Consider the following 18,318-nt stretch of genomic DNA (forward strand, 5'->3'; position numbering starts at 1 on the left):
CGGAGGAGGAGTTATCGGATGCCGCGTATTTACGACATCAGCATGACGATCGATGAAGGGATGCAGGTCTGGAAAAACTACGAAGCGAAAAAGCCGAGCATTCAAAACGTGCAAAATCACGATCAGGGCAAGCCGCACGAAAGCTTGCTGACGATGAACGTCCATACGGGCACGCACGTGGACGCGCCTCTGCACATGCTGGCGGGCGGCGCTACGATCGAGACGATCTCCCTGGAGCAATTGGTCGGCCCGGCGCGCGTGCTCGATTTGATGCATGTGAAGGATTCGATCACGAAGGATGACCTCGTGCCGTTCAATATCCAGAAGGGCGAGCGCTTGCTGTTCAAGACGAGCAGCTCGTTCAGCGAGGAATTTCTGATGGATTTTGTCTTCCTGCGCGAAGACGGAGCGCGCTACCTGGCCGAGATCGGCATTGCGGTCGCCGCCACGGACGCGCTCGGCATCGAGCGGTCGCAGGAGGAATATCCGACGCATCGCACGCTGATGCGCGCGGGCGTCGTCATCGTCGAAGGCCTGCGCCTAAAGGACGTCGCGGCGGGTTCTTATTGGCTCGTCATCGCGCCGCTCAAGATGACCGGGATCGATGCGGCGCCGGCAAGAGCGCTGCTGATCGGCGACTGAATACAGCCGACTGAAAAAATAGGCAATAAATAGGTAAGGCAGAAATCGGGGCGAGAATCGTCCCGATTTTTTTTATTGTCCAGAAGGTCAAAATAATGCACATTAAAGAGTCGCAAGGCTGTACCGCAATGTCCGAAGCCTCTTGCTACAATGAATCCACATATTTAGTTGGAGGTAAGCGCAAATGAATGATCAAGTGATTGCCCGCAAATCGGTCGCGGCTGTCCGTCCAAAGTCGTATTGGACGCGCAAACGGCGAGAGCAATGGGCCGGATGGATCTTTATCGCGCCGGAAGTCGTCGGCCTTGTCGTCCTTTCTCTGTTTCCGCTGATCGCCAGTCTCGTGCTCAGTTTTACCGAGTGGAACCTGGTAGGCGGTTTGTCGGCGATCCGGTTTATCGGACTGGACAACTTCGTTCAATTGTTCAAGGACGATCATTTTATCCTTGCTCTAAAGAACAATGTATGGTTTACGGTCGGCACAGTACCGCTCACGATGCTGATCGGGATCGTGCTCGCTGGGCTTATTCATAAAAAGCTGTATGCGAAGACGTATTTTAAAGTGGCCTTCTTTATTCCGTATATTTGCTCGACCGTCGCGATTGCCGCCGTATGGCAGGCGCTTTATCACCCGTCCAAGGGTCCGCTCAATCAAATGCTGATGGACCTGGGCATGTCTAACCCGCCGCGCTGGCTGGTCGATACGAGCTTCTCGCTGATCGCGATTATGGTCATTTACATCTGGCAGGTTCTCGGTTATCAGATCATTATTTTTCTGGCAGGGATGTCCAACATTCCGGAGGAACTGTACGAAGCCGCCAGAATCGACGGCGCGACCGGCATTCAGCAGTTCAGGCGCATTACCGTTCCGCTTCTCGGGCCGACGATATTTTTTCTGGCGATCACGAGCACCATTTCTTCCTTCAAGGTGTTCGATCTAATCAAGTTTTTGACGAACGGAGGCCCGAATTACGCAAGCACGGTCATTGTCTACCAAATTTATGAGGAAGGGTTCGAGCGCTTCCGGATGGGATACGCTTCGGCCATGTCGTGGGCGCTGTTCCTGATGATACTGATCGTCACGTCGATTACCTGGATCTCGCAAAACCGGAAAGTCCATTACTAATGCGCTATGAAAGGAAACTCATGCGATGCTATTGACTAGAATAAAGACAAGCAGGCTGATTTTGACTCTTTTCTTTGCGGCATTATCTGTATTTTTCCTGCTGCCGCTGTTCTGGATGCTGTCCGCCGCCGCCAAGACGGAAAAGGATGTGTGGACGTTTCCGATTCAATGGATTCCGAAGGAATGGAATTGGGTTGAAAACTTCAAAGCGGTATGGCTAGGCGACGTCTCTTTCGGCTTGTTTTACATGAACTCGATCAAGATTGCGGCCATCTCCACCCTGGCGACGATCCTCATTTCTTCCATGGCCGGATACGCGCTATCCAAATTGGAATTCAAAGGCCGGGGACTCGTGTTCAGCCTGATGCTCGCATTTATGATGATTCCGGAGCAGGCTACTTTAGTTCCTCGTTATATTATGATTAAGGAAATCGGGTTGTACGACACGCATACCGCACTGATACTGATGGGAATATTCTCCAGCTATTTCTCTTTCCTTCTGCGCCAATTCATGGCGGGTATCCATAACGATTTGCTGGAAGCGGCGGAATTGGACGGCGCGGGATTCTTCCGCGTATTTTGGAACGTCATGCTCCCCTTAAGTAAACCGATATTGGCGACGGTCGGAATCATCAAATTCATCTGGACCTGGAACGATTATCAAGGGCCGCTTATCATGCTGAATTCGACAAAGCTATTCACGATTCCGCTGGGCATGCAATTTTTCCAGGAGGAATTCGGCACGCGAATCGCGGTGATGATGATGGCTTCCGTAGCGGCGATCGTACCGCTCATCGTGCTGTTCCTCCTGCTGCAAAAACAGGTCATAAACGGAATTGCGATCGGCGGGGTCAAAGGATGATCGGCACTCGGCAGGTCAAAAATGTATACGCAAACAACTCAATTTTGTAGACGGTATGGGCAGTATCAAGGGCTGTATAATGAGCTTGCAGCATCCACTAAAGGGGGAAATGATTTTGAAGAAAACAGCAATGTGGGCAACGAGTCTGCTCGTGGTTCTCTCCATGGCCGCATGCGGAAGCAACAACGGCAATAACGCATCCGGGACGAATGCATCCGGGACAAAGGCATCCGGATCGAATGCACCCACCGCAAGCGGGCAGGCGGCCGGCAAAGAACAGATCAAATTTTACACGTTTAAAGCGAACAATCCGGATGAGCCGACGTACAAGGCCGTTCAGGCGTACAATGAATCGCAGGATAAAGTGGAAGTGGAATACGTCTCCCTCGTACAAAACAGCAACAGTACGGATTTTGTGAAAAAATTGGACATTATGATCGGAAGCGGCGAAGTCATTGACGTGTTCATGACCGGCAACGAAGATGAAGTGCTTGAACGGGCTTCGAGGGGCGTTGTAGAGCCGCTGAACGCGTATTTTGACAAAGAAAATGTGAAGCCTGAAGACGAATATACAAAGCTGGTTAAGTTCGACAATCAAATTTACGGCCTCTTGACGAGCTCGACGCAATGGCTCACCGTATTCAATCGCGAGCATCTGGACAAGGCGGGACTAAAGCTTCCCGAGATGGGATGGACGTGGGACGACTTCCGCGATTATGCCAAGAAGCTGACGGTGGACGGACATTACGGGACGTACTTCCACACCTGGGGCGAATACGCCAATGTCATCGCTTATACCGAACGCCCGAATCCGCAGCTGGATGCCGACTTGAACCCGATCTTCGACGATCCTTCCTTTAAGTACTTCTTCGAACTGCGTCGCGACATGGAGGAGAAGGACAAGAGCGTGGAGCCGTATGCGGATGTGCTGGCCTCCAACTACCATGTCCTGCAGCAGTTTTTTGCCGGCAATGCCAGCATGCTGGCGGTACCTAGCTATGTCGTACGAGCCGGCCTGAACCTGCAGAAGTTCCCGCACGACTTCCAGATGGTATACGCGCCGATTCCGCGATCCGTCGATTCGCAAGAAGTCGGCATGACCAACATTTCCGGCGCTCCGCTTGCGCTCGGCGCAAAATCGAAGCATAAGGAAGCGGCCTACGACTTCGTGAGATGGATGTCGAAGGAATCTTCCAAGTACACGAACGAAGTTCCCGCCTACAAAGGTGCCGACGGAGCCGCGCTGATCAAAGACTTTTTCAAAGATAATCAGAATCTGATCGACACCGAATCGTTGACCAAGACGTTGTTCGATCCGCGCATCAAAGTGCCGAACGCGTTCAGCGTGCCTTATGGATCCGAATTAAAAACGATCGTGGAGAACGGCTTCTCCAGCTATATGCTGAACCACCTCGACTTCGATGAAGTGAAGACGACGATGACAAATGAAGTGAAAAAAGTGGTCGATGCGAACAAATAAAGCAGTTAACGGACGGAGAGCCGGCACGGGATAAGCTATAATAAAGCGTATTATGGGAATTCGGGTGGTCGATCGATGTCATGGAATGGTTAAGCCGATTTTCGTTTCACCGCAAAATGCAGTTCTCGTTCCTGATGCTTATCCTCTTGCCGTTTATTGCCGTAACCTTTTGGGCCTATTCTTCGGTCAAGCAGAACGTAAGCGACAAACTCGCTCGTTCCAACGAAGAAACGCTGACGGTCATTGCGAACCAACTGGATAAGACGATCGACAGCATCTCGTTCGCATCGGTTTATTTTTCCCAAACGTACAATCCGGATATTTTGGAGAGCTTTCGGCATCTGAAGGATGCCGAAAGCTTTGCCGATTTCGCGACTTTTCAATCTTACACGCGGCTCGATTCCGTGGCCGATCTGTTGTTGATGCAATCGGCGGACGCCAACTTGAAGATGATGATCGTAAATAAGAAAAGCCGAATGATAATGGGCGATAAATCCGTTCCCGTATTCTCTGCGCTGCCGCCGTCCTTTTTGCGGGAAAGCAGTCGACTCGATGAGAAGGAAACGACTTCTTTGCAATGGTTTGCTTCCGGCGAGGCTGCCGTCGCTCCGGACTACTATTATGCAGCCCGCCTCATCGTCGATCCGCGCAATCGCGAGAAGCTGGCGACCATGTTCGTGGGGATCCCCCAATCTTATTTCCACAGCTTGCTGGACACCGGCAATCCCGACATGAGCTTCACGCTCGCCGACCGGTCGGGCGAGATCATTGCCGTTAAAGGCAAACCCATGCCCGGGGATTCCGGCAGCATGCTGACGACAAGGGTTTCCATACCGAAGACGGGCTGGGAACTCACCAGCAGGATGCCTCGAACGTTTATCGACAGCCAGATTAACCGGGAGTTTTTGGTGTCCCTATCGCTCGTGGGCTTGTTTTTCTTCGCGTTCCTTATCCTGTCCCTGTTCTGGGCGGGTCATATCAACAGACCGATAAGCCTGCTGCGTCTCAGTGTCAAGCAGTACGTGGGGGGCAAGCGCGATGTCCGTATTCCCGTGAAAGGCAAAGACGAGGTAGCCGTTCTGTCCGCCGCGTTTAACCAGATGCTGGACGACATCAACGGACTGCTGTTAAAGGTGGAAAGCGAGCAGGAGGAGAAAAGCCTGCTCGAGCTTAAAGCGTTGGCCGCGCAGATTCGTCCGCATTTTCTGCTGAACACGCTCAATTCGATCAAAGTCAGCTTGCTGCTGAGCGGTGACGAGCCGCACGGATCGATGATCGACGCTTTGATGAAGCTGCTGCGGGCCTACGTTCATATCGACGAACCGCTTAAGCTGGCCGAAGAGTGCAAGGTGCTCGGAAGTTATGTGCAGGTCATGCAAATTCGCAACCGGATGCACATTGCGTTCCATTACGAGCTGGGAGAGGGAACGGAATCGATCGAGCTGCCGAGGCTGCTTCTGCAGCCCATCGTCGAGAACGCCATTCAACACGGATTGTCCGCCAGGCCGGAAAATCCGACCATCGATCTGAGCGCCGCGATTCATGACCGCATGCTGGTGATCGTTATCGGAGACAACGGCCGGGGGCTCAGCGAGGAGAACCTCGCCCGTTTGAACCGGCGGATGCTCGGGATGGCGGACGAGCTGCCGTCGCAGCCAGAGAAAGGCGTAGGGCTGGTCAATACGGCACGCCGATTGCAAGTTCTGTACGGGGATCAGGCGCGGCTGAAGGCAGCGGCGCGCGAAGGCGGCGGAACGATCTTTACCTTTTACATCCCGATCGCGATCGGAAAGGAGACGGACAATGATGATGAAGGTCATGCTGATCGATGACGATGTCCCGATGCTGGAGTATGTGGCGTACTTGCTGGAATCTCTCGATATCGAGCTGAAGCTTGTGGCTTCGGCGTCGAGCAGCGATCGGGCGCTGGAGGATTTTCATGAGACGCTGCCGGATGTCGTCATCGTCGACATCGGTCTGCCGGGCATGGATGGATTCGAGCTCGCCGAAGCGTTCCGGATGGCCAAGCCGGAGGTCCGGCTCGTGTTCCTGACTTGTTATGAAGACTTCCAATATTCCAAACGAGCGTTCCAGCTCGAAGCCGACGATTATCTGATCAAGGATGAGTTATCGATCGAGCAGCTGGGGACAAGTCTGCGCAAGGCGGAAAATCGACTTCGCAACAGAGAGGAGCTGCTGGAACAATATTCGCTCCGGCAGACCGTCGAACGCAACAAAGAAGTGCTGCTGCAAAGCTTGCTGGCGCAGTTGCTGTCTCCGGGCATCGATGCCGCGCAGACGCTCGCATTAGGCGAGCGCCTTGGCCTCTACTGGAAGCTTCCGTATTTCCGCCAAGGCTTCCTTCATGTCGACGCCGCTTCCTTGATCGAGCGCTACGGCTACGCGGATGTACGCCTGATTCACTTCGCGGTGAACAATATTGCCATGGAATTATCCGCAGCGCATGGGGCGATTACGCCGATTTTAACGCAGGAGTCGGGGATTTATCTCATTTGGAATGTGACGGGCCCTGATGTGTCCTATCAACCGCTGATCGATTTTATGGAATCGGTTCGCGCAAAAGTCGAGCAATATTTGAAAATCAAGGTGAGCGGGTTTTATGCGGAGCAGACCGTGCCCTTGCAGAAATTCGACACCGGTTATAAATCGCTGAACGAACGCCGGGACAACCTTTTCTACGATAGCAATCCGGAAAAAACGGCCATTGCCGCCGTGGGACAATCCGGGGGATTCCGGCAAATGCCGGAGCGGGGCTGGGAAAAGGAGCGGAGTTTGCTGTCGCTGGCGCTTGAGGAAGGCAATGCCGCATGGATCGATATGGCCATCAATCCCTGGATTCAGCAGGTCGTCGCCGAGAGACTCCAGCCGCGGGTGGTCAAAGAAATTTGCGGCGATCTCGTCCGTCACATGGTGTTCGAATCGAAGGGCATCGCCGAGAGCCGCTTTTTTATCTTGCTGGGTCAGGCCGTACACGTCGAGGAAGCCGCGCAATTAACTAAGCGGGAACTGCGGAATCTGTGGAGGCAGCATACGCTGGCGCCGGTATCCGGTCAGGAAAAAGAGATTCGACTGCAGGAGATCGACCGGTTCCTCGACGAACATATCGACCGTATGGTCTCCTCTTTAGAAATGGCGAATCACCTGCATTTGAATGCGAGTTATTTCTCGCGCTATTTTAAAAAGATGACAGGCGTCAATTTTACCGATTACGTCAACCAATACAAGATGAATATGGCGATTACGATGCTCAGCCAGCCGAACGAAACGGTGGAAAACGTGGCGTACACCCTCGGTTTCTCCAATCGCGCCTATTTTTCCAAAGTGTTCAAAAAATACAGCGGCAATAGCCCGAGCGAATATAAGTTCCAGAACAGCAGCAGCAGTTGATGGCCCAGGGGAGCGATAGGCAAGCTTGCGTCAAATCATTCAGCAGGTGCCTCCAATACCGTCGACCCTCTGTGGAATCCCCCTTGAAGCCGGATATGCTCATACGGAAGATTCGGATTGGACAGTCTCCACAGCATGCGATCCGCGCCGCGAACGCCAACCTCCTTGACGGGCATCTCAGGTCGGGTCAAATCCGGCAGGTGCGCATTCGGCGCATGCTCCAGACCAATCAGGGAATAGTCGCTTGGAATGTGGCGGCCCAGCAGGCTGCATCCGTAATACACCCAGGCCAGATCCTGTTCAAGGCCGGAGAGAATCGCGGTCGGCTTCTCCCGTATGAGCAGATCCGACAGCATGGCAGTATACCATTCCTTCGATCCGGCCCGGGTCAGGTGGCGGTCTTCTTCCGCGGGCAATCCGGCCGAATTCATCGCTTCCTGGAAGGCCTGCCAGCGCAGGCGAAAGCCTCGATGCAAACGGATGTCTCCGATATACAAAATCCGCCGGTGTCCCCGATCCAGCAAGTACCGCACGGATTGATGAACGGCGGAGGAGACGTCCCAGATCAGGCTGTCCACTTGGGCGGCGGGCGGCGGATAGTTGAGCAATATTTTGGTTACAGGCAAGCGCAGCAATTGTTCTTCCATTTTTGCGGGGATCATTGGCGTTAGAAAAAGACCGTCTGTATAGTGCAGGCCATGCGTGTCCGCCCAATCCTCGAATGCCGCCTCGGATCCTTGTTCCGGCGGCGCAAACAGCATCTCAAGCATATGACCGAACACAGCCAGCCTCGACTGGACCCCTTCATATAACTGCTGATGGATAAAGACAAGTCCCTCATGCGGGACGATAAACGCGAATCTCCGGGGCTTCGAGGAATAAATCGGAATTCGCTCCACCGCCATGCCCCGCTCTTGTTCCTTCGACCGATATCCCAAGCGGGCGGCCAGTCCGATCACTTCGCTGCGCGTCTCTTCGGACATACCCGGCAGACCGCGAAGCGCCTTGGATACTGTATGGACGGTCAGCCCCATTTGATCGGCTATCGTTTGCAGCGTGATCTTCTTTTTATTCGGCATGATGAATTCCTCGCATTCGCTTCTTCTGTTTACATTATAGGGAAAAGTGAAACAAAAATGAAACTAAAAATGAAGCTTTAGTGGAGGTACAATGAATACAAATTGTTGGAGGTGTTCTCATTGACCGATCCCGTACAAACGCTTCTCTTGCCGGCGCGCGAACTATCCGTCTACGCGAATGTGGATGTCGTCGTGGCCGGAGGCGGTCCGGCCGGCGTCGGCGCCGCGCTCGCCGCTGCCCGGAACGGGGCATCCGTGCTGCTCATCGAGCAAAGAGGCTATCTGGGCGGTATGGCGACGGTGTCGCAGGTTCCCGCCTTTTGCCCGTATACCGATCATGTCAAACCGGTGATTCGAGGCATAGGCCTGGAGATCCTCGACGATATGAAGCAGAAGATGGAGGCTTCGTTCCAGGAGGAGTGGCGGAATGAGCTCGATTGGGTGCCGATTGACGCGGAAGTGTTAAAACGCTTGCTGGACCATAAAGTGGCGGAGGCCGGCGTCAAAGTGCTGTACCATACGTTCGTCGGAGACGTCGTTCAGCAAGACGGCATGGTCGAGGCCGTCGTCATTCACAACAAATCCGGGACGCAGGCGGTGAAGGCCGCGCTCTTTATCGACGCGACGAGCGATGCCGACCTGACGCATCTGGCGGGAGGGCAGTTGGTTAAAGGCGGGGACGACGGCGAGCTTCAGCCGGGCACGATGTGCTTCGTCCTCAACAATCTGGACCGGAAAAAGTTTCTCGCCGGCGCCGACACCCACGGCAGCGACCTGAAGCATGCGATCAACAAGGCGAAAAGCGAAGGGCGGCTGCGCGTCGCGAGAGATTGGGCCGGCATCTCTTGGCTGAACGACCATACGGCGGGCTTTAACTTCGGGCACGTCTTCGGGATTGACGGCTCGAACGCCGACGACCTCACGCGCGGCGCGATCGAAGGCCGTGCGCTCGTCGATCACATTACCGAGTGGCTCCGGGAATCGATTCCGGGCTTCGAGCATGCCTTCCTTACACTGACAGGAGAGCAGATCGGCATCCGGGAGACCCGCCGGATCGTCGGCGATTACATCGTCACGGCAGACGATTTTCTCAAATGCCGTTCATTCCCGGACGACATCGCGCGCAACGCCTACTTCATCGATATTCATATGGCGAAGCCGACGAGCGGCATGACGATGGTCCATCTGCCGCCGGGAGAATCGCACGGCATCCCTTATCGTGCGCTGCTGCCGGTCGGCATAGACAATGTCATCGTAGCAGGCAGGGCGATCTCGACCGACCGGGCGACGCAAGGCTCCACCCGGGTCATGCCGAATTGCTTCGCCATGGGCGAAGCGGCCGGCACTGCAGCGGCGATTCTGGCCGAACAAGGCTTGCGCGAGACGCGCGCCATCGATATCGAGACTTTGCAGCGCAGGCTTGTCCGTCAGGGAGCCTGGCTTGGAGATGCGATCAACGAACGCTACGGCTGAACGTAGGCGACGAATGCCCTTCTTTACTGAAATTCGATCATAACGGAGGTATCTTCTTTTGGTGGCGAATCAAACATTGGAGCCTGACATTTTAGTAGCCGGGGGAGGTATCTCGGGCGTGTCGGCAGCGGTCGCAGCCGCCCGCAACGGTGCAAAAGTCGTGCTCTGCCAGGATCGGCCTGTGCTGGGGGGAAACGCATCTTCCGAAATACGGATGCATATCGTCGGGGCGGCAAACTCCAAACGTAGAAAGGAACTGGAAACGGAAGCGCGCGAAGGCGGCATTATTGAGGAAATTCTGCTGGAAAACGCTTTTCGCAATCCCCAGCGGAGCGCCTCGATGTTCGACTTGATCCTTTACGAGAAATGCAGGGCCGAGCCGAATCTGACGTTATTGCTGAACACGACGGTGATTGAAGCGGAGGTGCAGGAGGGGAGGATTGTATCCGCACTGGCGGTCCGGGAGAGCACGGAGCATCGGTTCCGGATCCATGCCAAATTGTATATGGATTGCACAGGGGACGGACGGCTTGGCATGGAAGCGGGCGCGTTATATAAGACAGGGCGCGAGGCGGCCGGCGAGTACGGGGAGACACTGGCCAATGAGAACGGGGACTCTTATCGGCAGGGATCGTCGCTCTTGTTCACCACCCGGGATACCGGGCGGCCTATGCGGTTCATACCGCCCGCTTGGGCGCGCAAGTTTTCGGAAGACGATCTGAAGTTTCGTAACCACGCTACCTGGGAATACGGCTATTGGTGGGTCGAATTCGGCGGCATGATGGACACGATCGCCGATAACGAGACGATTCGGGATGAACTGCTGGCGATTATGCTGGGCGTCTGGGATCATATCAAGAACAGCGGCAATCATCCTGAATCGGAGAATTGGGCGCTGGACTGGTTCGGGTTCGTTCCGGGAAAAAGGGAGTCGCGCCGTTTTGTCGGAAAATACTTGCTTACGCAGGCAGATCTGGAACAAGCGCGTCACTTTGACGATGTCATCGCATACGGCGGATGGCCGATGGACACGCATCCGCCGCAAGGCATCGATGCGACCGAGCTGAATCCGGCCCATCAACCGTTCAGCCCGTATGTGTACGGCATTCCCCTCAGAGCGCTCATCAGCGCGAACGTGGACAATCTCATGTTCGCCGGACGAAACATCTCGGCAACGCATATCGCCTTCTCCAGTACGCGTGTGATGGGGACCTGCGCCGCAATGGGACAAGGCGCGGGCACGGCTGCCGCTTTAATCGTTCAATCCGGATTAACGCTGAGCGATGCGCTTTCCGACATGGCGTTCATTCAAAACGTTCAGCGGCAGCTTTTGAAACAGGATGTTTATCTACCCGGTATTGCGCCGGCAAACGATAACTTGGCGTCAAGTGCGGTCATTCGCGCTTCTTCCGAACAGCCGGAAGGTCAAGCCGCCAACGTAACCGACGGCTATACCCGATCGATGCATGGACCGGGCGGCGCCAGACCGGAACTGACCGTCCCCGGAACGCACCGCTGGATGTCGCAGCCCGGCGACCCGGCGCCTTGGATCGAACTGGAGTGGCCGGCGCCAGTGTCGATCAGCGAGATCGTGCTCGTCTTCGACACAGGCATGCATCGCAGACTGACCCTGACCCATTCCGACGAAGTATTGAACACGATGGAATGGGGGCCGCAGCCGGAGACGATCAAGGACTTCCGTGTGACGGTGGGGTACGCCGACCCTGAATCTGAAGACCGGCTGTTGTTTTCAGTCCAGAATAACTATCTCCGGCAAATCGTCCGAAAAGTGAACGAGGAGAATGTAATCAAACTGCGTGTGGATGTCGACGGCACGAATGGGCTGGACCATGCCCGGTTATTCGAGATTCGCTGTTATGAATAAAAAGCAAATGTAAATATCGATGGTTTGGATCTAAGCCGACTTCAAAATGGGTCGGCTTTTTATTTTGGACGTGCCCCGGTACACGCTCTTCGCCCGCAACCTCCGAATGCCTGACGCTCGGTCCAGAGACCGAGACCGTTAAGCTACCGCAGACGGAAGCGCATTCCCAGCGCGCCGATTACAATGAAATTCGCAGCATGCTGAATCCCGCTCATCTCATTTCGCCCGTTTACAACGTAACAGTGTTATGTTACATTATTATCAGAGGTGAGAAGGATGGAGCGCGAATTAATCTCCAAAAAAGACCTGCTTGAGCTGATGGGCATTTCTTACGGTCAATTGTATCGCTGGAAGCGGAAGCAGCTTATCCCCGAGGAATGGTTTATCCGCAAGTCTACCTTTACCGGGCAGGAAACGTTTTTCCCGAAGGATATGATATTGGCGAGAATCGATCGGATCATGAACATGAAGGAAGATTTGTCGCTGGATGAACTGGCCGGCAAGCTGTCTCCTTATCAAACCGACCTGTCGCTGTCCAAGCATGAGTTGATGGAACGTAACATTGTTTCGGAAGTTTCGATCAATCGGCACAGCACGCCTGCGCAGTTGAACGGTCAGGAGACATACGCGTTCGAGCTTCTGTTGTATTTGTTCGCGACGGATCAGCTGCTGTCCGGGGGCGAGATTAGCCTTATCGAGAGCGATTTGTTGATGGAAACGCTGCGGAATCACTTTCCCTCCTACGAGGGCAAGCCGTGCGAGCTGCTGTTCATGCGGAAGATGGGCGTGTCGATGTTCGCGCTCGCGGCGGCGCCGTCTGCGCTGCACTTCGATGCCGGCGTCAAGATCGTGGCCAGGCTCCAACTGGCGGAGCTCGCAGAGCAGTTGAGGAGCAAGCTGAATTAAATAGGAGGATGCGGAGATGACGAACGAGATGATCGGCGACCTGAAAATGGACGGCATCGGCACGGCGGCAGGCGGCGTCTACAAAAAGATAGCGATTAACGGCGTCTGTAAGGTAGCCGGCGAAGTGGAAGCGCAGCTGTTCAACGCGGACGGCCGAGTGCGTGTGGACGGACGATTGACGGCTGCCGAGCTCGACCTCGACGGCACGCTCGATATCACGGGAGGCGCAAGCATCGGCGAGGCCGCGATCGACGGCGTGATTGCCGTGAAGGGGACCTATGCGGGGCGGCGGCTGCGCTTGAACGGCATGCTGACCGTCGGAGAGGATTGCGAACTGGACGTTCTCGAAGGGGAAGGCGCCTTCAAGATCGGCGGGCTGCTGAATGCGGACACGATCGATCTGAAGCTGCAGGGCAGAGGCGCTGCCAAGGAGATTGGAGGCGAAGCGATCCGCATCGGCAAGGGACGGACCGGCGCCTGGCAATCGCTGTGGCAGCATATCATGCCGAGCTTCGCGCAGGAGCTCGTAGCCGATACGATCGAAGGCGATGTGATCGAGCTGGATCATGCGACGGTAAAAATCGTGCGAGGGGATCGGGTGACGATCGGCGAAGGCTGCGTCATCGATCGCGTAGAGTATCGGACCGAGCTTCGCAAGCATCCGTCGGCCCGAATCGGCGAGGAGGCGAAAACCAATGGATAACCAAAGCCGGCCCGCGCTTAAGCTGGTCGGAACCAGCGCTTCGAACGGAGGCGTCTTCGGCCAAGTGAAGATTACGGGCGAGTGCGAGTTTCGCGGGGACCTGGATTGCGGCAGGCTGGCTTGTACCGGCAGCGTCGCCGTGCGCGGCGGGCTGACGGCGGCTGCGATCAAGCTCACCGGCACTTGCGGCGTCGAGACCGACCTTGTGAGCGGAGAGATCGGGGGAACGGGCGAATTGAAGGTAAAGGGCGGCTTGCGAAGCGAAAAAGTGAGGCTCAGCGGCCACCTTGCTGTGGACAAAGACGCGGAGCTCGGCGACGCCGTACTGCGCGGGGCGATCGTCTGCGGCGGTCTGCTCAGCGCCGATCGGCTGGATCTCGGCTTGTTCGGCCCCAGCAGCGTGGGCGAGCTCGGGGGAGGCCGGCTGCGCGTTCGGCGCAGCCGAATGGGCGCCTTGAAAAATCTCGTGTCGTCCGGGGGAGCCGCTTCGCTGAAGGCCGGCACGATCGAAGGCGATCAGGTCGAGCTGCAGTATACGGAAGCCGATGTCGTTAAAGGCGGGGACATCGTCATCGGTCCCGGATGCAAGATCGGACGCGTCGAATACAGCCGCGAGCTGCGCGTGGACTCGCGCGCCCAGGTCGGTCAGCGCGTGCGCATTTAATCCAATATCGTTTAACTTGGGAGGTTTAATCATGAACGCTTCGCAAGGCAACAAGCTGGGCATCGTCCTCGCCGGACTGATGCTCGGCATCTTCGTGGCGGCCATCGACAATACGATCGTCGGCACCGCCATGGCAACAATCGTCTCCGAGCTCGGCGACTACGACAAGATCGTCTGGGTGACGTCCGCTTACCTCGTCACGGAGATGGCGGGCATGCCGATCTTCGGCAAGCTGTCCGACATGTACGGACGCAAGCGGTTTTTCATTTTTGGCATGATTATGTTCCTGCTCGGCTCAGTGCTGTGCGGAACGGCGACGAGCATCACCGAGCTGTCGATCTACCGGGCCATCCAGGGCATCGGGGGCGGCGCGCTCGTGCCGATCGCCTTCACGATCCTGTTCGACGTCATTCCGGTCGAAAAGCGCGGCGGCATGTCCGGCATCTTCGGCGCCGTCTTCGGCACTTCGAGTCTTGCGGGACCGCTGCTCGGCGCCTACATTACCGACCATGTCCACTGGCGCTGGATTTTCTACATCAATCTTCCGCTCGGTCTGGTCGCGCTGGCGTTGATCGTCTTCGGCTACAAGGAGTCCCGCGTTCATATGAAGCAACGGATCGACTGGTGGGGCGCCTCCACGCTCGTCGGCGCGGTCGTCAGCCTCATGTTCGCGCTGGAGCTGGGCGGGGGGACGTACGCGTGGGATTCGGCGCAGATCGTCTCGCTGTTCGCCGCGGCGTTCGTGCTGTTCGCGGTGTTCCTGTACGCGGAGACGAAGGCGGCCGATCCGATCGTCTCCTACGATATGTTCCGGCAGCGGCTGTTCGCTTCGAGCACGGTGGCGGGCTTGTTCTACGGCGCAGCGTTTATCACGTTCGCGATGTACATCCCGATCTTCGTGCAGGGCGTGAACGGCGGCTCCGCGACGAACTCGGGCCTTATTCTGCTCCCGCTGACGCTCGGCTCGGTCGTCTCCTCCCAGATCGGCGCATTTCTGGCCATGAAGACGTCTTATCGAAACGTCATGACCTTGTCCGCCGTTATCCTCGTGATCGGAGCCGTGCTGCTGTCGACAATCACGCCGGACACGTCGCGGGCGACGCTGGTCTGGTACATGATCGTCACGGGCGTCGGTGTCGGCTTCTCGTTCTCCGTGCTCGGGATGGCGAGCATGCACGGCTTCGGCGCCAACCGGCGCGGCTCGGCGAGCTCGACGATGTCGTTCGTGCGATCGCTCGGCATGACCGTCGGACTGACCGTCTTCGGCATCATGCAGCGCAATTCGCTCGCGGACAAGATGAAGGAAGCGTTCGCGGGGGCGGACAGTGCGGAGGGCGCGGCGCTCGGCGACATCCGCCAATCGCTCACGCCGGAAAACCGCGCCAACATTCCCGAGGATACGCTGCACAAGATCGTCGAGGCGCTGTCGTCCTCGATCTCGCACATGTTCCTCTGGTCGCTCGTGCCCGCAGGCCTGGCGCTAGCTGCCGTCTTTTTCATGGGCCGGTCAAAGCTCGAGATTCCCGCAAAAGGAGAAAAGCCGGAAATGGCCGCGGGCGGGCATTGAGCGGCGGTTCGGAGGCGCGGCATGTTGAGCCGGCTGGGAGCTGCGCATTTCATATTGAGTTCACAAACCGGTCGTAAGATGGCGACAGTTCAAAGCGCGGAGCGCCGTCCCGGGAGGCGGGGGGCTCCGCCGATTTAAAGGGGTGCAAACGCTAATGGCTATGGCTCCACTCGCGCAAGCCGCGATCGGACGCAAAAACAACAAAGCGCTCGTTCTGACGGGATTAATGCTCGGCCTCATTTTCGCGGAGCTCGACGAGACGATCGTCTCCACCGCGATGCCGACGATCATCCGGGACCTGCACGGGCTGCCGCTGATGGGCTGGGTGGCCGGCATCTACATGCTGTCCATGACGCTGTTCATGCCGATTCTCGGCAAGCTGGCCGATCTTTACGGCCGCAAACGCGTCTATCTCGCGTGCATCGGGCTGTTCATCGCGGGCTCGTTCGTCTGCGGACTGGCGCAATCGATGCCGATGCTGCTCGTCGGACGGGGGATTCAAGGGATCGGCGCAGGCGGGCTGATGCCGCTCGCGATGGTCATTTTGGGCGATACGTACGAGCTCGAGCAGCGCGCCAAGCTGCAGGCGCTGTTCGGCCCGCTCATGATTCTCCCGCAGCTGCTCGGACCGACGATCAGCGGCGAGCTTATCTCGCACGTGAACTGGCATTGGATTTTCCTGATCAACCTGCCGTTCGGCATTTTGACCGCGGCCGTCATGTGGTTCGGGATGGTCGAAAAGAGAGGCGAAGAAAAGAAAAAAATCGACTGGCTCGGCGCCGCGACACTCATGCTCGCGCTGCTGTCCCTGCTGCTCGCGCCCGTGCTCATCGAGACGCAAGGACTGTCATGGAGCTCGCCGCTGATTATCGGCATGCTCGTCCTGTTCGTCGTGCTGACGGCGCTGCTCATCTGGATCGAACGGCGCGTGGATGAGCCGATCATCCCGATTCACCTGTTCCGCAATCGCAACGTCGTCGTGTTGTCGAGCCTCGTGTTCATTTTGATGCTTGGCGTCATGGGCACGTTCGCCAACTTCCCGTTTTTCGCGCAAAACGTCATGGGCTTGTCTCCGAGAGCTTCAGGGTATCTGAATCTGGCGTTCATGGGCGGGGCGATCCCGTTCAGCATTCTGGTCGGATTTTTGATCACGCGAGTCGCGTACCGGACGATTTTTATCCTGTCGTTCACGCTGCCGATTATCGCTTTGGCGCTGATGCTGCAGTTTGACATCGACGTCAGCGTCATCTTCGTCGTCGTCAGCTTCGTCATCATGGGCGTCGGGCTGGGCGCGCTGTTCGGCGGGGACAATCTGATCGTCCAGGAGTCGGTCAGCAAGGAGGAGAGCGGGATCGCGCTGTCGACCGTGCAGCTCTTCCAGTCGATCGGCGCGTCGATTGGACTCAGCGTGTTCGGCTCGCTGCTGGCCGGGGACATCAAAAAGGGCATCGAGGGGATCGCGGATCAATTGCCAGCGGGCACCGCGGGCGAGATTCAGACGGGCGGTATCCCGAAGGGACTCGCGCCGGACCTGCTCGAACACGTGAAAACCGCGTTCTCGGGCGCGTACCACAATCTGTATGTCATCTCGATCGTGTTCGTCTGCATCGCCTTCGTGCTGTGCTGGCTCCTGAAGAAGGAAGGGCTGCAGAAGCGGGAGGACGGAGACGCGCCGCTGGCGCATTGAGCTGCGGATCTATAGGCAAAGGAAAGGAAGCCGTGTTGCACTTCAGGGTGCAATGCGGCTTTTTACGCGCGCAGGGCGCGCTTCATACCGGAGGTGTCGCTCTTGCACGCACGCTCACCCCCGCCATAGCGCAAAATGCGCTATCTTCGCCGCATGCCGCATGCCTGCGCCACGCTCACCTTCGCATAGCGCAAAAGTGCGCTATCCTCGCCGCATGCCCTGTGCTCGCGCCACGCTCACCGCCGCCATAGCGCAGAAATGCGCTATCCTCGCCGTATGCCCTCTGCTCGCCCTTTGCTCACTCCACGCTCACCGCTGCCATAGCGCAGAAATGCGCTATTCTGCCGCATGCCCTTTGCTCGCGCCACGCTCACCGCCGCCATAGCGCAAAAGTGCGCTATCCTCGCAGCATGCCCTCTGCTCGCCCTTTGCTAACTCCATGCTCACCGCGGCCATAGCGCAGAAATGCGCTATTCTGCCGCATGCCCTTTGCTCGCGCCACGCTCACCGCCATCATAGCGCAAAAGTGCGCTATCCTCGCCGTATGCCCTCTGCTCGCCCCATGCTCGTGCCACGCTCACCGCCATCATAGCGCAAAAGTGCGCTATCCTCGCCCAATGCCCCATGCTCGCGCCACGCTCACCGCCGCCATAGCGCAAAAATGCGCTATCCTCGCCGCATGCCCTCTGCTCGCCCTTTGCTAACTCCACGCTCACCGCCGCCATAGCGCAGAAATGCGCTATTCTGCCGCATGGCCTTTGCTCGCGCCACGCTCACCGCCGCCATAGCGCAAAAATGCGCTATCCTCGCCGCATGCCCTCTGCTCGCCCTTTGCT

The 18,318-nt window shown here is 56.8% G+C and carries 14 protein-coding genes; 13 read left to right on the forward strand and 1 reads right to left on the reverse strand.

The features are described 5' to 3' along the window. Positions 1 to 18: 18 nt before the first annotated feature. From KVT38_RS06725 to KVT38_RS06750, 6 genes are all read left to right on the forward strand, one after another. Positions 19 to 642 (forward strand): cyclase family protein, encoded by a 624-nt coding sequence (locus tag KVT38_RS06725; RefSeq protein ID WP_217592922.1) that lies wholly within the window; start codon positions 19 to 21, stop codon positions 640 to 642. Between the two features lie 184 nt (positions 643 to 826). Continuing rightward, a complete protein-coding gene (locus KVT38_RS06730; protein WP_217592923.1) occupies positions 827 to 1,768 on the forward strand; it encodes a carbohydrate ABC transporter permease in 942 nt (313 codons plus the stop codon). Between the two features lie 25 nt (positions 1,769 to 1,793). Next, positions 1,794 to 2,630, forward strand: coding sequence for a carbohydrate ABC transporter permease (locus tag KVT38_RS06735; protein WP_217592924.1), 837 nt, complete (start codon positions 1,794 to 1,796; stop codon positions 2,628 to 2,630). A gap of 115 nt (positions 2,631 to 2,745) precedes the next feature. Then, the gene (locus tag KVT38_RS06740; RefSeq protein ID WP_217592925.1) at positions 2,746 to 4,110 is read left to right on the forward strand and encodes an ABC transporter substrate-binding protein; all 1,365 of its coding nucleotides are present in this window, start codon (positions 2,746 to 2,748) and stop codon (positions 4,108 to 4,110) included. An 80-nt stretch (positions 4,111 to 4,190) separates the two neighbouring features. Next, entirely contained in the window at positions 4,191 to 5,942 is a 1,752-nt protein-coding gene (locus tag KVT38_RS06745) for a sensor histidine kinase (protein WP_217592926.1), read from the forward strand. Then, positions 5,914 to 7,518, forward strand: coding sequence for a response regulator transcription factor (locus KVT38_RS06750; protein WP_217592927.1), 1,605 nt, complete (start codon positions 5,914 to 5,916; stop codon positions 7,516 to 7,518). The genes KVT38_RS06745 and KVT38_RS06750 overlap by 29 nt, the downstream gene beginning before the upstream one ends. A 35-nt stretch (positions 7,519 to 7,553) precedes the next feature. Here KVT38_RS06750 and KVT38_RS06755 read toward each other — a convergent pair whose 3' ends face one another. After that, a complete protein-coding gene (locus KVT38_RS06755; RefSeq protein WP_217592928.1) occupies positions 7,554 to 8,597 on the reverse strand; it encodes a LacI family DNA-binding transcriptional regulator in 1,044 nt (347 codons plus the stop codon). Positions 8,598 to 8,717: 120 nt separating this feature from the next. On the opposite strand from KVT38_RS06755, the gene KVT38_RS06760 reads away from it, so the two are divergent. The 7 genes from KVT38_RS06760 to KVT38_RS06790 all read left to right on the forward strand — a co-directional run bounded on the left by KVT38_RS06760 (position 8,718) and on the right by KVT38_RS06790 (position 17,482). After that, entirely contained in the window at positions 8,718 to 10,070 is a 1,353-nt protein-coding gene (locus KVT38_RS06760) for an FAD-dependent oxidoreductase (protein ID WP_217592929.1), read from the forward strand. Positions 10,071 to 10,131: 61 nt separating this feature from the next. Beyond that, a complete protein-coding gene (locus KVT38_RS06765; protein ID WP_368859061.1) occupies positions 10,132 to 11,955 on the forward strand; it encodes an FAD-dependent oxidoreductase in 1,824 nt (607 codons plus the stop codon). Between the two features lie 276 nt (positions 11,956 to 12,231). Beyond that, entirely contained in the window at positions 12,232 to 12,861 is a 630-nt protein-coding gene (locus tag KVT38_RS06770) for a YhbD family protein (RefSeq protein ID WP_217592931.1), read from the forward strand. 16 nt (positions 12,862 to 12,877) lie between these two features. Beyond that, positions 12,878 to 13,564 carry a hypothetical protein gene (locus tag KVT38_RS06775; RefSeq protein WP_217592932.1) on the forward strand — a complete coding sequence of 229 codons (687 nt, stop codon included), beginning with the start codon at positions 12,878 to 12,880 and terminating at the stop codon, positions 13,562 to 13,564. Beyond that, on the forward strand, positions 13,557 to 14,228 hold the full coding sequence (locus KVT38_RS06780; RefSeq protein WP_217592933.1) for a hypothetical protein: 672 nt from the start codon (positions 13,557 to 13,559) through the stop codon (positions 14,226 to 14,228). The genes KVT38_RS06775 and KVT38_RS06780 overlap by 8 nt, the downstream gene beginning before the upstream one ends. A 31-nt stretch (positions 14,229 to 14,259) precedes the next feature. Further along, positions 14,260 to 15,795: an MDR family MFS transporter gene (locus tag KVT38_RS06785; protein ID WP_217592934.1), complete on the forward strand. Its 1,536-nt coding sequence runs from the start codon at positions 14,260 to 14,262 to the stop codon at positions 15,793 to 15,795. Between the two features lie 154 nt (positions 15,796 to 15,949). Further along, positions 15,950 to 17,482 carry an MDR family MFS transporter gene (locus KVT38_RS06790; protein WP_254639048.1) on the forward strand — a complete coding sequence of 511 codons (1,533 nt, stop codon included), beginning with the start codon at positions 15,950 to 15,952 and terminating at the stop codon, positions 17,480 to 17,482. Positions 17,483 to 18,318: the final 836 nt, after the last annotated feature.

Origin of the sequence: Cohnella sp. GbtcB17, assembly GCF_019091135.1 — a bacterium.
In the GTDB taxonomy this organism is placed as follows: domain Bacteria; phylum Bacillota; class Bacilli; order Paenibacillales; family Paenibacillaceae; genus Cohnella.

What these genes read in the sequence shown, in the direction of transcription:
- KVT38_RS06725 (WP_217592922.1), top strand. Translation starts at nt 19, where the DNA reads ATGCCGCGTATTTACGACATCAGCATGACGATCGATGAAGGGATGCAG.
- KVT38_RS06730 (WP_217592923.1), top strand. Translation starts at nt 827, where the DNA reads ATGAATGATCAAGTGATTGCCCGCAAATCGGTCGCGGCTGTCCGTCCA.
- KVT38_RS06735 (WP_217592924.1), top strand. Translation starts at nt 1,794, where the DNA reads ATGCTATTGACTAGAATAAAGACAAGCAGGCTGATTTTGACTCTTTTC.
- KVT38_RS06745 (WP_217592926.1), top strand. Translation starts at nt 4,191, where the DNA reads ATGGAATGGTTAAGCCGATTTTCGTTTCACCGCAAAATGCAGTTCTCG.
- KVT38_RS06750 (WP_217592927.1), top strand. Translation starts at nt 5,914, where the DNA reads ATGATGATGAAGGTCATGCTGATCGATGACGATGTCCCGATGCTGGAG.
- KVT38_RS06755 (WP_217592928.1), bottom strand. Translation starts at nt 8,597, where the DNA reads ATGCCGAATAAAAAGAAGATCACGCTGCAAACGATAGCCGATCAAATG.
- KVT38_RS06770 (WP_217592931.1), top strand. Translation starts at nt 12,232, where the DNA reads ATGGAGCGCGAATTAATCTCCAAAAAAGACCTGCTTGAGCTGATGGGC.
- KVT38_RS06775 (WP_217592932.1), top strand. Translation starts at nt 12,878, where the DNA reads ATGACGAACGAGATGATCGGCGACCTGAAAATGGACGGCATCGGCACG.
- KVT38_RS06780 (WP_217592933.1), top strand. Translation starts at nt 13,557, where the DNA reads ATGGATAACCAAAGCCGGCCCGCGCTTAAGCTGGTCGGAACCAGCGCT.
- KVT38_RS06785 (WP_217592934.1), top strand. Translation starts at nt 14,260, where the DNA reads ATGAACGCTTCGCAAGGCAACAAGCTGGGCATCGTCCTCGCCGGACTG.
- KVT38_RS06790 (WP_254639048.1), top strand. Translation starts at nt 15,950, where the DNA reads ATGGCTATGGCTCCACTCGCGCAAGCCGCGATCGGACGCAAAAACAAC.